This is a genomic window from Flavobacterium sp. W22_SRS_FK3 (genome assembly GCF_052113665.1).
Taxonomy (GTDB): Bacteria; Bacteroidota; Bacteroidia; order Flavobacteriales; family Flavobacteriaceae; genus Flavobacterium.
The window spans coordinates 224882-240424 of sequence record NZ_JBGQOF010000002.1 but is presented as its reverse complement, the minus strand read 5'-3'; the positions used below and the strand labels follow the sequence as shown (position 1 = coordinate 240424).

Annotated in this window: 8 protein-coding genes; 5 read left to right on the top strand and 3 right to left on the bottom strand. The window is 35.7% G+C overall.

The genetic code is table 11. The features are described from left to right. Positions 1 to 6: 6 nt before the first annotated feature. From ACEN2I_RS02755 to ACEN2I_RS02740, 4 genes are all read left to right on the top strand, one after another. Positions 7 to 1335 carry a rhamnogalacturonidase gene (locus tag ACEN2I_RS02755; protein ID WP_441764594.1) on the top strand — a complete coding sequence of 443 codons (1329 nt, stop codon included), beginning with the start codon at positions 7 to 9 and terminating at the stop codon, positions 1333 to 1335. Positions 1336 to 1437: 102 nt separating this feature from the next. Continuing rightward, entirely contained in the window at positions 1438 to 3891 is a 2454-nt protein-coding gene (locus tag ACEN2I_RS02750) for a glycosyl hydrolase 115 family protein (protein WP_441764593.1), read from the top strand. Positions 3892 to 3933: 42 nt separating this feature from the next. Further along, positions 3934 to 5268: a sulfatase-like hydrolase/transferase gene (locus ACEN2I_RS02745; protein WP_441764592.1), complete on the top strand. Its 1335-nt coding sequence runs from the start codon at positions 3934 to 3936 to the stop codon at positions 5266 to 5268. A 229-nt stretch (positions 5269 to 5497) separates the two neighbouring features. Further along, on the top strand, positions 5498 to 5674 hold the full coding sequence (locus tag ACEN2I_RS02740) for a histone H1 (protein WP_078228205.1): 177 nt from the start codon (positions 5498 to 5500) through the stop codon (positions 5672 to 5674). 111 nt (positions 5675 to 5785) lie between these two features. Here ACEN2I_RS02740 and ACEN2I_RS02735 read toward each other — a convergent pair whose 3' ends face one another. From ACEN2I_RS02735 to ACEN2I_RS02725, 3 genes are all read right to left on the bottom strand, one after another. After that, complete coding sequence (locus tag ACEN2I_RS02735; protein WP_441764591.1) at positions 5786 to 7291, bottom strand: rhamnogalacturonan acetylesterase; 1506 nt, start codon at positions 7289 to 7291, stop codon at positions 5786 to 5788. 99 nt (positions 7292 to 7390) lie between these two features. Continuing rightward, a complete protein-coding gene (locus tag ACEN2I_RS02730) occupies positions 7391 to 10246 on the bottom strand; it encodes a glycoside hydrolase family 2 TIM barrel-domain containing protein (protein WP_441764590.1) in 2856 nt (951 codons plus the stop codon). Between the two features lie 20 nt (positions 10247 to 10266). Further along, complete coding sequence (locus ACEN2I_RS02725; protein ID WP_441764589.1) at positions 10267 to 11610, bottom strand: rhamnogalacturonan acetylesterase; 1344 nt, start codon at positions 11608 to 11610, stop codon at positions 10267 to 10269. A gap of 221 nt (positions 11611 to 11831) precedes the next feature. On the opposite strand from ACEN2I_RS02725, the gene ACEN2I_RS02720 reads away from it, so the two are divergent. Then, positions 11832 to 15458 (top strand): DUF4450 domain-containing protein, encoded by a 3627-nt coding sequence (locus ACEN2I_RS02720; RefSeq protein ID WP_441764588.1) that lies wholly within the window; start codon positions 11832 to 11834, stop codon positions 15456 to 15458. The last annotated feature ends 85 nt before the right edge of the window (positions 15459 to 15543 follow it).

Genomic DNA, 15543 nt, shown 5'->3' with positions numbered 1-15543 from the left:
AATACAATGAAAAGATTATTAACACTTGCAATCTGCATTTTAGGAATTTCCCAATCTGCATTTTCTCAAAATTATAAAAACGATACCTTTCCGGACGGAAGTCAAATCACCCCGTGGTTTAAAGATTACACCAAACTTCAATTAAAAGATTTAGGAAAACAATATGTAATAACTGAATTTGGTGTCAAAAAAGACAGCACTGTTATTCAGACTAAAGCAATCCAAAAAGTAATTGATCAGGCAGCCAAAAAAGGGGGTGGCGTAATTGTAATTCCAAAAGGGGTTTTCCTGAGCGGTGCTTTATTCTTCAAGCCTAAAACAAGTTTGTACGTTTCTGAAGGAGCAACTTTAAAAGGTTCTGATGATATTGCCAATTATCCAATTATGGCTTCACGTATGGAAGGTCAGAATCTGGATTATTTTCCGGCTTTGGTAAATGCCTACAGCGTAGATAATTTCTCTATTTCAGGAAAAGGAACCATCAACGGAAATGGTTATAAATACTACGAAGCTTTCTGGGCAAGGCGTAAAATAAATCCAAAATGTACCAATCTTGAGGTTTCAAGACCAAGATTAGTTTTTGTGTGGAATTCAAATAATGTTCAGTTTCAGGACATAAAACTGATTAATTCAGGTTTTTGGACGAATCATTTTTATAAATGTAATAATGTAAAATTGCTTGATTTATACATTTTCTCTCCGCATTTAGAAGTTAAGGCTCCAAGTACAGACGCTATTGATGTTGATATTTGTACCAATGTGTTAGTGAAGGGATGTTTCTTGTCTGTAAATGACGATGCAATTGCGCTAAAAGGAGGAAAAGGACCTTTTGCCGATGCAGATAAAAACAACGGACCAAACTCTAATATAATCATCGAAGACTGCCGATTTGGATTCTGTCACTCCGCATTAACAAACGGAAGTGAATCTATTCACAACCGAAATGTAATTATGCGTAATTGCCAAATTGATGGAGCAACAAGAATGCTTTGGCTAAAAATGAGACCGGATACACCTCAAAGATATGAGTACATCCGGGTTGAGGATATTAAAGGACAGGCAAAAAACTGTCTGGTTGTGTTGGCCTGGAAGCAGTTTTTTGATTTAAAAGGGCGTCCCGATGTTCCGGTGTCTTATGGCGATCATGTGACTTTGAAAAATATCGAAATGAAATCGGATATGTTTTTTAATGTAGAAAAAGATCCAAATGTTCGTTTATCTAATTTTACTTTTGAGAACCTGAAAATTGAAGCTACAAAAGTGGCTATAGATAAAAGCATTGTAGACGGAATTACTTTAAAAAACGTTTTGATCAACAGCAAGCTGGTAGAGTAATTTTTTCTAAGAATTTAAAGATGCAGAAGTTCAAAATTGTAACGGAAATGGTTGTAAATTTTGAACTCTTGTTTTTTTAGAAAATCATTAATGAATTTAGATATGAATAAAAATATAGTTTTTGCCTTCCTCTTTTTGCTCACTTTTTCAGGCATTCCTTTATATAGTCAGGATAAGAACTCAGTTGATTTTTTAATTGCAGATTCGAATCAATTGACGTCAATTTATATGGATAAAAAGACGGATGACTTAATTGTTTGGGCTGTAAATGAATTGGCTGATGATATAAAAGAGATAACCGGGAAAAGACCGAAAATAATTCAATCTGATAAAGTATCAAAAATCGGAATTTATATCGGACAAGCTTCTTCCAGTTTCTTTAAATCCAAGGTAAATCAAAAAGAACTATCTAATCAGTGGGAGAAGTTTTCGATTAAAAAAGAAAATGAAAATCTTTTGGTTGTTGGGAGCGATGTAAGGGGAACTGTCTTCGCTATTTTTGAAATTACAGAACGATTGGGTGTTTCGCCCTGGAAATGGTGGGCAGATGTCAATGCCATAAAAAAAGAAAATCTTTCTCTAAAACTTCCTCAAAAAGGAATTGTTTCATCTCCATCAGTCCAATATCGAGGAATCTTTTTAAACGATGAAGATTGGGGATTGGAACCCTGGGCTGAAAAAACATTCGAAACGGAAGTCGGAAACATTGGTCCCAAAACCTACGAGAAAATATTTCAATTGTTACTCCGATTAAAAGCCAATACCATCTGGCCGGCAATGCATCCTTCGACAAAAGGTTTCTTTACCCTTGCGGGGAATAAGGAAATGGCACACAAATATCATATCGTGATCGGATCTTCTCATGCAGAACCCATGCTTCGAAACAATGTTGATGAATGGAAGCCAAAAGTTTATGGCGATTATAATTATTTTACCAATAAAACTCAGGTCGATAAGTACTGGCAGGATCGTTTGGATGAAGTAAAAGCTTTCCAGAACGAAACGATCATGACCTTAGGTATGCGAGGAGTTCACGACAGCAAAATGGAAGGTGCCAAGGATTTGAAAGAATCAATTAATATGGTTGAAAAAATCATTGTGAACCAGCGTGAAATGCTTTCGAACACGTTTAAAAAACCGTTAAAAGAGATTCCTCAGGCTTTTGTACCGTACAAAGAAGTATTGGAATTATACGACAACGGGCTTAAAGTTCCTGACGATATAACGCTTGTCTGGCCCGATGATAATTACGGTTATATCCGTCGTTTGAGTACCGAAGAAGAACAAAAACGCAGTGGCGGAAGCGGTGTTTATTACCACATAAGTTATTGGGGGCGGCCTCATGATTATCTTTGGTTAAACACTGTACAGCCGGGTTTGATATGGTCTGAAATGACCAAAGCGTATGAAAATGGAGCAAAGAAAATGTGGATTGTAAATGTAGGGGATATAAAACCGGGCGAGTATGGAATGGAGTTTTTTCTGGATCTGGCCTGGGATGTCAACAGCATCAAACAGGATGGAATTAATCTGTATTTGAAAAATTGGATTACCAGAGAGTTTTCTCCCCAAATTGCAGACTATTTTGTTCCTGTATTCGAAGAACATTACCGATTGGCATTTCTCAGAAAGCCTGAATACATGGGATGGAGCCAGACAGAACCTACAACGCAAATAAAGCTTTCTGATTTTACTGCAGCAGAATGTCTGGAAAGAATAAAAGCCTACGATGATTTGATTGACCAGGTAGAGATGTGGAGTGCTGCTGTTGCTGTAGATATAGGCCCTGTTGTTCCGGATGGAAGGGAAGATGCTTATTTCCAATTAGTAACGTATCCAATTGAAGCCGCAGCCTATATGAATCATAAGTTTTTATATTGGAATCTGGCTGCAATGACAACCGATGCGAAACAAAAAGAAGAGTATTTGAATCTGTCGGTGAAAGCTTATGAGAGAATCAAAGAGTTAACGGATTTTTATAACACAAAAATGAGCAATGGAAAATGGAATAACATGATGTCCATGAAACCAAGAAACCTGCCTGTTTTTGATTCCATAAAAGCGACTGTGACTTTCCAACAAATTTCTGAAAAACGGGATTTCAAACCATTTATTACAATCAACGCAAACCAATTTGTGGACAGCAAAGGCGGTAAAAACTACAACTGGGGAATTATAAACGGTTTTGGATTCAGTAATAATGCCGTTACATTGTTTCCGTTCAAACACTCTTATTTTAAAGATGATAAACCTTGGATTTCTTATGAATTTGAAATAGAGAAAGCTGGAGATTACGAAATAGAAGTGCATTTAATTCCAACCCACACCAATAAGTCTGATCATGAAATTGGCGTGCAAATAGACACAAACAAGACAAAATCATTTTTGATTAATACGAAAGACAGAGATAAAACCTGGAAAGAAAATGTGTTGCGAAACAGTGCTATCGTAAAAATCCCCGTTTTCATTACAAATACTGGAAAACATACGATCAATATTACGGTGAATCAAACCGGAATTGTACTCGATTATATAATTGTAAATTCTAAAATCTAATCTTAATTTAACTTTCAAATGATTAAAAGTAGGAATACAAAGATGCAATTACTCATTGTAATATTATTTAACTTTTCAATTTCATATAGTCAGGAAAAACCAAATGTTATCCTGATCATTGCTGATGATGCGGGATGGAACGATGTTGGCTATCACGGTTCTGAAATAAATACTCCAAATATTGATTTTTTAGCCAAAAATGGGGTAGAACTTAATCGGTTTTACGCTAATCCAACCTGTTCGCCTTCGAGAGCGAGTTTGTTAACCGGAAGACCTGCAAGCCGTATGGGAATTGTAGCTCCGATAAGTGATAAAAGCCAGTTTAAGCTTCCGGATTCAATCCAGACCTTGCCTAAACTCTTGCATCAAAAGAATTACCAAACAGCACTTATGGGCAAATGGCATCTTGGATTGCAGCAAAGCAGCGGACCAAAAGCATACGGATTTGATTATTCATACGGGTTTTTGCATGGACAAATAGATCAATACACTCATCTATATAAAAATGGAGACAAAAGCTGGTACCGAAATGGTGAATTTCTTGAGGAAGAAGGTCATGCGACAGATTTGATTACCAACGAAGCGATCCATTGGCTTTCAGAAATAAGAGAACCGAATAAAAACTTCTTTTTGGAGATAGCATACAGCGCACCACATTTTCCGTTGCAGGAAGAACAAAAATGGAAAGATCCTTATATGAATTCCATAAAAGACAGTTCCCGCAGAGATTTTGCAGCTGCCATGAGCCATATGGATTATAGCATTGGAGTATTATTGGAGAAACTAAAAGAGCAAAATCTGGATAAAAATACTTTGGTTATTTTCCTGAGCGACAATGGGGCGATGGAAAATTGGGATTCTAAAAATGAGTACAACGGAATTCATCCATCTAATGCAACACTTGGAGATAACACACCGCTGAGGGATTGGAAAACATCCAATTACGAAGGGGCAATCAGGGTTCCTTGTATCTTTTATTGGAAAGACCATCTAAAGAAACAAAAGATTGACAACTATATTTCGGTTATAGATCTATTGCCGAGTATTTTATTTTTGGCAGGAGATAAAAATCTGACGCAAAGTATTGAAGGGAAAAATGTCTGGACAGCAATTTCAGGCAATAAGACAGAAGTCAATTCTGAAATCTATGTAAGAGGTCATTTGCAGGAATCTTTAATCAACAAACCTTGGAAAATAGTCAGAACCCGACATATCAATGCTGCTGCAGATTTTGAACTTTATAATATTGAAAAAGATCCTGAGGAAAAAAAGAATGTTTTGTCACAAAATAAAGGTTTAGCCGAAAAATTGAAAATTGAGCTTGAAAACCAATTTAAAAAGGATGCTAAAAAGGTGAATTATGAGAAGATTAAATAAAAATTAAAGGTAAATTCCCTTCTATAAAACAGGAGAGTATCAAATATAAGTTTTAAAAATTAAATGTATCGCTTTTTTTGTTTTGTAAACAATTGATTATAAGTGTTTATGTTCTGGATTAATTTAATATTAACTCTTTTGTAAAAAAGTGTGATAATTTTAACACGAAAGTTGCGTTAACTATAAAGCAAACTTATATTTTTGCGACCTAATTTAATACATAATTATCATGAAAGATTTATTAGTAAAAATCAACGCCGAACTTGAAACATTCAAGACAGAATCTGAATCATTATCTGAAAAAGGTGTTAAAGCAGCAGGAGCAAGAGCACGTAAATCATCTTTAGAGATTGAAAAACTTTTAAAAGAGTTTAGAAAAGTTTCTATCGAGGAATCAAAAAAATAATTTTTTAGAATATCTAAAAAAACCTCGTTTAAATTTTTAAACGAGGTTTTTTTATGGATTTGAGTTAAGAGTTATAAGTTATGGCACTTCGCTTAACAAATAATACATAACTTATTTGGGAATTTCTATATATTCCTTAAGTCCGCAATCTTTTACATTTTTAAGACTTTCAGCTACCGCAAGGGCATTAAATGCAGCTCCTTCAGCGCTAGTGTGCGTATGATCTTTTGGAAAAAAAGCTTTCACTTTATCTTTTCCTAAGGCTTCATATTTTAAAGCAACAATTTCATTAAGATCAATATAAAAAGCACCTTGATTTTCTGCGGCTGTTTTAGACCATTTTCCATAAGAATCACTTCTGCGTTCTACTTTATCATTTGGCCATTCGTTTCTTGGTGTCTGACTTATAACAATCGGAACAGCACCTTTCTCTTTAGCTTCTTTAATAAATTTCTCCATGTACCAGCCAAAGGTATGAACGGTTTCAGTTAAGCTGTCACGAACAACCTGTTGTGTTTCATCGCCATTTCCTTTTAGTGAACCTCTGAATTTTTCTTTATCAACCGCTCCCGCATCGTTATGACCAAACTGAATCATGACAAAATCTCCTGGTTTCAATTCATTTTTTACCGCATCCCATAATCCTTCCTTGGTATAAGTTCGGGTGCTTCTTCCACCTCGTGCTTTATTAATAATTTCAATTCTGGTAGTATCGCAATATTTTGGAAATGCAACTCCCCAGCCAACAGCATTAGGATTATTACCGTTGTTTGCCATTGTAGAATCACCAATTAAAAACACTTTTTTCTTAGCAGGAAGTACAATTTTCGGATTCTCTAAAATGTAATTTTTTAATGAGTTTTTACTGGATTTCAGTTCATTGACAATTAACGAAGCTGCCAATACAGCACCTTTTGCAGAGGGATGTGTATGGTCTTTTTTATAGAAATAAGTTCCGGTTACTTTTTGTTCGCCCAATTTTTCCATTTCAATAGCCATTATATCATTCAAATTGATAAAAGTTATCTTTTCATTTTCTGCAATTTGTTTGGCCCATAATCCATATGATTTGTCATTGCGCGGTACTTTGCCTTCTTTCCAGTCATTTCTCGGAATTGGAGCGCAAATAATAGGAATGGCTCCTTTTGATTTGGCTTCCTGAACTACTTTCTGAATGTACCAGCCGTAACTGTGAACAATTTCATGCTTTTTAGTAAGCATGTTATCGATTTCCTGGGTTTCTGGTCCAATTCCTTTTATAGTACCTCTGGCACGAAGTGTGTCGTTTAAAGGACCATCATCGTTATGTCCAAACTGAATCAGCACATAATCTCCTTTTTTTAGCTTTTTATAAACGGCATCCCATAATCCTTTATCCTGAAAAGTCCTGCTGCTGGTACCTCCCAAAGCGTGATTTTCGATTTTGACTTTCGTTGTGTCCAAAAACTGCCCAATATAATCTCCCCATCCCCAAAGTCCGCCAGATCCGTCACCTCTGCCATTTTTTACGGTGGAGTCACCTACGGTGTAAACGGTAGGTTTATTGTTTTGTTTTGGAGTAAAATTGAAAAATAAAACTGTCAAGAATAAGACAGAAAGTATTTTAATTGATTTCATCTTTTTTATTGTTAGTTGATGATTGATAGTTGATGGTTCATAGTTTTGACTTTAATCTTTTACTTTTAAAGCCAACAACAATCAACCATCATCCAAAAATTAGTTTCTAAAATCAAACCATAAATTCATTTTGATTCCGTCATCGCCGCTTTTGATACGAATATTGGTTGGCTGGCTTTCAGGACCCTGATGTTCCAAAGGTTTGAAATCTCTCATGGCCGGAATTTCATACATAAACGAGATATCACCCTCAGGAAATGCTGGCTGGGGATTACTTCCAGGAAAACCATTTTTAGGCAAATCTGGTGTAAATAATCTCAAAAATAAATTATCAGATTCGCTGAAAACTTTAAAAGAGGTTGTGCCTGCTTTTAAGTTAGCCCCTAATAAGTTGGCGTGATATCCTTTGAATTCAGGATACACCAGACTTTCAAAACTTTCGCCGGTAATGGTGGTGTTATAATCTTTCTCCCAAACGCCATAAGTGGTGCCTTTTATTCTGTTTTTCCAAACGTGGTAAGGACCTCTTCCAAACCATTTCATTCCGGTAACTCCTTTCTCCGGAAAGCTGAAAGTGATTCCCCATGAATTGATTTTATCTTCAAAAGCAGCACCATCAAAACCGCCATTATTTTCTGAATTTTTCAAAGCAATCAATTCCATTTTAAATCTTCCATCCGCTTCCATTATCCATTTGATAGAAGATAAACCGCCAACATACAATACTTTGCAGATGGCTTTGTCACCTTCTTGCGAAACCTGAACTTCTTTTAGTTTGGCTTTCATTCCAATTGGTCGAGGGCCATTTGTTAACGGAATAGTCGATGTTCCGTTTTTTACAGAAGTGATTTCTCCCGTCAAAGTATCTAAGGTTACCGTTACATCACTTCCTTTTAAAATAATTTCATTTCCATTTTTTGTTGCTGTAGCTTTAGCTTTTGTGTTTTGAATGGCGAGGAATTTTTCAGCATAATATTTTGCTTTGTGAATGGGCCAGGTCCAGGTATAAATTTCTTTATTAAACTGGTCATAGGCTGAAATGGATAAAACATCACCTTCGGCAAAAGTAGTAGGCACAGCAAATTGTATTTTGCGTGTTTCACCCGGATCGATACTAGGAATCTCAATTTTACCTGAACTGATTTCTTTTGAAGTTCCGTTGGAGTAAAGCACATCTTTATGAGATTGCAATACTTTAAATTCCATTTTACATGAATTAAGATTACTGAAAAGATAATCATTGGTTATTAAAAATGATCCGTCAAAAGTAGGAGTGACCTGTTTCGGCTGAAACTGAATTGGTGCCCAGACTTCTTTTACGGTATAATAACTTCCTTCTTTTTCACGATGTGGACCTAAAATTCCATCTGCTGCCAAAGAACCTTTTGAATCGAATTTAGCATCTCCTGTCCAATCAGAACGGAATACAGCTTCGTCCAGCATCGCCCACATAAAACCTCCTGCAAAAAGCGGACTTTGTTTGTATCGTGTCCAGAAATCTTCCAGAGCGGCTCCATGACCGTTGTCATAGGTTCCATGCATAAATTCAGTTGGAAAAAATACATTTTCTCCGGCATTAAAACGATGCATTCCGGTTAAATAGGTTGGATAATGATGTGTATCCCAGCCATTAAAATCGGCCCAAGGGTGAATTACGATTCTTTTTTGCGGATCAAGATTGTCAAAAACTTTATCTGTGTTATAATTCCAGCCGCCTTCATTTCCGTTGTCCCAAATAATAACTGATGCATGATTGACATCGCGTGTAATCATTTCAGTCGCTAATTTAGCGCCAGTTTCAGTATCATAAGCATTTTGCCAGCCGGCCAATTCATTCAAAACAAATAATCCAAGAGAATCACAAACTTCAAGAAAATGCTCGTCAGGGGGATAGTGTCCTCGAACGGCATTCATGTTCATGTCTTTAATTAATTTCACATCCAATTCGCTGATGCGTTTGCTGGTACTTCGGCCACCTTCCGGCCAAAACGAATGACGGTTGATTCCTTTCATGACGATCTTAGTACCATTCATATAAATTCCGTCTTGCTTTCTAAATTCTAAAGTTCTGAAACCAATTCGCTTGTCATATTTATGGATGATATTTCCGTTTTGCTTCAAAACCAATTCTAAATCATATAAATTAGGACTTTCGGGATTCCATGGTTTGATGTTTTTCCATTGTGCTGCAATAGATTCCTTAGTGCTTTTTGCTTTAATCGGGAAAGTAAAAGTTTGAAGATTTTCTCCGCTTAAAGTTTTAAGTGTCGCTTCTAAAGTGGTATTTTTAGAAATATTTTTAAGATTCAGATCTACTGTAATCGAACCGTCCATTTTTGGATTTACGGCAATATGCTGAATGTTGGTTTTAGGAGATACTTCCAGCCAAACCGGACGATAAATGCCGCCAAACAGCCACCAATCCGCTCTTCTTTCGGCTGCATTTACGGATTTATTGGCAGAGTGTTTCCAGACATGCACCTCTAAAATATTTTTAGAGCCAAATTTTAATAATGACGAAATATCATATTTGAATTCATAAAAGCCTCCCTGATGAATCGCTCCGGCCAGTTTTCCGTTGATTTTCACTTCGGTATCCGTCATCGCACCGCCAAAAGCAATCAGAACTTCTTTATCTTTATAATCGGCAGGAACTTCAAATTCATATTTATACAAACCTTCTTCTTTGCTTGGCTCTTTTTGGTTTAATTCTTTGTACCATCTCCCATAGGTATATTCTCCAAAACCTTCCAATTCCCATTGAGATGGAACGTTTATTTTAGACCATTTTTGACTGTTGTTACCTCCGGTACAATAAAAATCCCATTGTACGGGATGTTCAAAATCTTTTCCGGACAGGTAGATTTTATCAGTTTGCTGAGCCTGACTATTTTGATATGAAAATAAGGCAACGGCAGTAATAACAAAGCTTTCAATTGTATTTTTTAGTAACATATAGATTATTTCTGTAATGGTTAGTTGCCATCTGGTTTAGTAGTTTCAAAACGATCACTCATAGGAAGTGTCCAGCTAGAAAAGTAATTAGGTTTCTTTGGATTGTAATTTGGAACTTCTTTTTGAATTTGTTTTTTTAACGGAATGTCAAGTTCGCGAATGCCCTTAACAACACAAAGCGCAATTTCGTTTGCCCCAAAACTATTAAAATGAGTGTTATCTTCCAAAGCTTTTACTTGTCCGGGAAAAGTATTGGCAGGATATTGCACAAAAGCTTTTCTGGAAGGTTCATCGCCCCAGGTTTCGTATAATTCGGTTGTCATTTTAGTAACATCAATAAGAGAAACATTGTTTTTTTGAGCCACAGTTCGCATCGCAGCAGGAAAATCACCGTGTGTTTCTTTTAAAGTGCCATTTTCATTAAAAGAACGGCGTTGTGTAGGCGTTACCAAAACCGCAATAGCTCCTTTATCTCTGGCAGCTTGTACAAATTCAGTTAATAAAGTAGAGTAGGAACCCCAGGCGCCATTTCCTTCACCTTTTATTTTTTCGTCATTATGCGCAAATTCCACAAACAGATAATCTCCTTTTTTAATGAGTGAAAGAATCTTTTTTAAACGATTTCCAGCTTTAAAAGAAGGTAGTGCTGAACCTGAAACCGCATAATTGGCAACAACAACACTATCATCAAAATAGTTCGTGATAAATTGCCCCCAGGATGCCCAAGGTTCTACATCCTGATCTGTAACAGTTGAGTCTCCGGCCAAATAAATGACTGTTAAATTATCTTTAAGTGTAATTTTTATACTTTGAACAGCAACTTCGCCTAAAAATTCCAATGTAAGTTTGTCATCCCAGTTAAAAATATCTTTTTCCCTGTCTTTAAGCGAAACATTTTGATTGTCATCAATTTTTGGAGTTCTCACATTGACGTTGAAAATTTTTGTAACAGGTTTTCCTTTTTTGATGGAAAGCTGATCCAGCATTAATCTTCGGGATTCTGCTTTTATGGTAATATTGGATTGTTTTTCACTACTTCCAATAACCACTTCAATCTGATAATTTCCTTCTGGAAGTTTTACCGAAAAATAAGTTGGCTTCGTTGTAGAAAATGTATTCGGATTGATTTTTACATTCGAAGCTGAATTAATATCAAAACCGTATCCTAAAGTTTCGTTGTAAATTAAAGCGCTGTTTATAAGAATTCCTTTTTTGTTTTTTGATTGAGTTCCAAAATTAAATAACTGACTTTCAATATCTTTACTAGTAGTGATTTCAGTTAAAGAACTGGTATTCAGAGCAAATGAGTTCATCTGTATCGTAAAACAAAAAAGAATCAACAAGGAAGTTTTAATTTTTATCAAGGTTTTCTATTTTAATTATTATAAATTCAAAACTAACGGTTACTCTTTTATATAGTATCCTGTACTATGATGTTAAAAAAATGAAAGAATATTAATTATCATATTGTAAAAATCAGGTAGGTGCAGGATACTATACCGTAAAAAAACAAAGAAATTGCGTTTAAATTGTCAAAACAAATAAGTATTTATTGCTTATACTTACCTTCAGATTATTGAAATTTATGAGAACCAAAAACTATACTATTCAAACTTTCATTGGCTTACTATTATTATGCCCTGCCTTAATTCTTGGACAGGAAAAACAGCCTGAGCGTAAAATCCATTACGTTCCTGAAGGCAATAGTTTTGTTTTAAAAAATGGTTGCCGAAAATTCAACCGGGCACTTTATGGTTCTAATACAGGCTTTAGGGTTGAAACCGGAGATTTACCTGAATTTGCGATGTATATGCCCGGTATGGGAGGGAACTTTAAGTTAGGTTTTGTAAATGGAAAAGACAGCAAATGGATTACGGAAGCATCTATAATAAATACGAAGTATGTTTTGGGAACGATGCATTATGAAATTGAAGATGCAATTTTAGGCAGCGGAAAATTTTTTATTGATGTCGTTGCTTTAAAGGAAAAAGAAGGTTTTGTTGTAAAAGTAGATGGTCAAAATCTGCCTAAAAAAATAAATTTAGTTTGGGCTTACGGCGGTGCAACCGGTAAAAAATTCAGTCGTGACGGAGATATAGGAGCGGATCCAGAATCGGTATTTTATTTACAGCCTGAATATTGCCTGAATAATAAGTACACTTTAAAAAAGCAATCCTTTTTATTGGAATATGGTTCTGAAACCAACAAACAGAAAACGGGCAATAATAAGAGTCTTGTGGGTTATTTCCCTTCTTCCGATGTAAAATTAGCTGATCCTAAGCAGCAAAAAACACCATTAGAATTGTACAGTTCTAATCCGGAAACTTTGACACTCATAACAGGAAAAAATATTGTTTCAAAAAATGAATTGTATTGGCTGTTTGCAAGCGAGGATCCAAAATTAGCTGTTTCGCAAAAAGGACTAGCACAATTATACGATAAATCAGTTCAGGAAACGCATCTTTTAGCGAATAGAATTAAAGTGTCAACACCTGATCCCTACATCAATACTTTGGGTTCAGCACTTTCCATCGCTGCTGATGGGATTTGGGAAAGTCCGGCTTATCTTCACGGTGCAATCGCATGGAGAATGCATCTGAATGCGTGGCGTGGTGCTTACACCGCTGATCCATTGGGATGGCATGATCGTGCGAAAACACATTTTACAAGCTACAGCAATTCGCAGCTTACCACTCCAGAAAGTGGCCCTATAGTTTTGGATACCGTTAGAAATTTCGCCCGTCAGAAAGAAGTATTAGGTACATCGATGTTCAGCAGTGGTTACATCAGCCGAAATCCGAATAAGAATACGGTCGCCCATCATTACGACATGAATCTGGTTTTTTTCGATCAGATGCTGCGTCATTTTAAATGGACGGGAGATACTCAATTTATGAGCGAAATGTGGGCAACAATTCAAAGACATTTAAATTGGGAAAAAAGAAATTTTGATCCGGACAATGACGGTCTTTATGATGCGTATGCCTCAATCTGGGCAAGTGATGCCCTGCAATACAGCGGAGGCGGTGTGATTCATTCTTCGGCTTATAATTACTATGCGAATAAAACGATTGCTGAAATTGCAAAAAAAATCCAGCAGGATGATAATCCGTTTTCAAAGGAAGCAGATAAAATCTTAAAAGCTTCGAAAGATCAGCTTTGGATTTCAAAAAAAGGAATTTTTGCAGAATATAAAGATGCTCTTGGAAACAGATTATTACATGAAGTTCCGGGAATCTGGAGTATTTATCACACCATCGATTCTGAATTGTCGAATCCTTTTGAAAGTTATCAGATGCTTTCTTATGTGAATAATCAAATTCCCCATATCCCGATTTCTGCAGAAGGGCTTAATAAAACGGATCTTTACATGATTAGCACTACCAATTGGCAGCCTTATACCTGGTCGATTAATAATGTAGCTTTGGCAGAACAATTGCATACATCACTAGCTTTCTGGCAGGGCGGGCAAACGGAAAAGGCTTATACGATGTGGGAAAGTGCTTTGATAGAAAGTATGTATTTGGGCGCTTCACCGGGAGGATTTGAACAGTTAATGTATCAGGATGCAATTCGTGGAGAATTATATCGTGACTTTGCAGATCCAATCGGAATGGCTTCAAGAACACTGGTAGAAGGATTATTCGGAATCCAGCCGGATGCTTTGACGGGAATTCTAATGATTCAGCCTGGTTTTCCATCAAAATGGAATAGTGCAGCTTTGGATATTCCAGACGTTAAAATTGTTTTTAAAAGAGAAAATAAAACAGATTCTTATCAAATTGAAAATCGTTTTGGAACAAAAATGAATCTGAAATTGGTTTTAAATGCTCCTTATGATCGAGTAGAAAATGTTATTATAAATGATAAAACTGTTAGCTGGAAAGCAATTCCCGAAAGTATCGGAAATCCAAAAATTGCAATTGAAGTTCCTTATGCAGCTAATTTTGATGTAAAAATCAACTGGAAAGGAGATTTTTTAGAAGAAGTACATTCAGGTTTGCCTTCAACTGCCGAAGAATCCGTTGTCCTAACAACATCTAAAGCAGAAATTTTTTCAGTTTATGATCCGCAATCTATTCTAAGTGAAATTTCAAAAACGAATAAATCATACCAGGCAATTGTTTACGGAAATAACTCTAAAACCTTTTTCATCCAGTTGAAACAAGGTGATTTAATGTGGTGGAAACCTATCGAACTGGATTTGAAACCTAAAATCGAATCCCAAATTATTGAGTCAAAAAATAATAGCATAGAAATTTCGCTAAAGAATAATTCGGAAAGTAAGATTGAAGGAAATGTAGTTTTTGATGCTTCTGCAAAAGAAAGTCTGCAAAAGATTGTTTTAGGAGCCAATCAAAAAGAAACCGTTGTAATTCCGTTTCAGAAATTAGTTCCGGGGACTAATAATTTTTCAATCAAAACAGATTCAAATACTTTAAAAGAAATCACTTTTACAAATTGGGATATTCCATTTGATGCTTCGAAAAAAACAGAAACAGTTTCGCTTTCTTCTTTTTTTAATTCGAAAGTAACTGATGTTTTCAATCAAAAATATTTGTCACCAAGGCCACACACGGTAACTTTACAGCTTCCCACAAGCGGAATAGGAAATTGGTGTTACCCGAATGTATCGGCAAATATTGACGATTCAGGATTGCGCGGAAAAGCTAAATTAACCGAGGAAATTGCAACTTCATTTGGTTTTTCTTTTAAAACACCTTCTGATGAAAATCAAAAAAATATCATTTTTACATCACAATGGGATAATTTTCCAAAAAGCGTTAGTATTCCTTTAAACGGAAAAGCTTCACACATTTATTTTATGTTGGCCGGAACTACAAATCCGATGCAAAGCCGCATCGTAAATGGTCAAATTCAGGTAAATTATACAGACGGGACATCAGAAATTCTGCAATTGAAAAACCCTGAAAACTGGTGGCCAATTGAGCAGGATTATTTTGTAGATGGATTGGCGTTTACTACAAATGCACCAAAACCGCCAAGAGTGTATTTGAAATCAGGCGAAATTTCAAGAACGTTTAAAGACTTTACAACTATAAAAGGTTTTTCAAATTTTGGGATTGATGGCGGAGCTGCAACGATTTTGGATTTGCCTTTGGATAAAAATAAAACATTAAAAAGTCTTATTTTGAAAACTATTGCCAATGATGTGGTGATTGGGTTGATGAGTGCAACTTTAATTAGATAATTTGACAATTAGAAAATTAGTCAATTCCTTAAACTTGAAACCTGAAATAAAAAAATCAAACTATCAAAACAAAACTAAATATCAG

Bases quoted from the DNA above. Each gene is read 5' to 3' on its own strand.
- ACEN2I_RS02755 (WP_441764594.1), top strand. From the start codon at position 7: ATGAAAAGATTATTAACACTTGCAATCTGCATTTTAGGAATTTCCCAA.
- ACEN2I_RS02750 (WP_441764593.1), top strand. From the start codon at position 1,438: ATGAATAAAAATATAGTTTTTGCCTTCCTCTTTTTGCTCACTTTTTCA.
- ACEN2I_RS02745 (WP_441764592.1), top strand. From the start codon at position 3,934: ATGCAATTACTCATTGTAATATTATTTAACTTTTCAATTTCATATAGT.
- ACEN2I_RS02740 (WP_078228205.1), top strand. From the start codon at position 5,498: ATGAAAGATTTATTAGTAAAAATCAACGCCGAACTTGAAACATTCAAG.
- ACEN2I_RS02735 (WP_441764591.1), bottom strand. From the start codon at position 7,291: ATGAAATCAATTAAAATACTTTCTGTCTTATTCTTGACAGTTTTATTT.
- ACEN2I_RS02730 (WP_441764590.1), bottom strand. From the start codon at position 10,246: ATGTTACTAAAAAATACAATTGAAAGCTTTGTTATTACTGCCGTTGCC.
- ACEN2I_RS02720 (WP_441764588.1), top strand. From the start codon at position 11,832: ATGAGAACCAAAAACTATACTATTCAAACTTTCATTGGCTTACTATTA.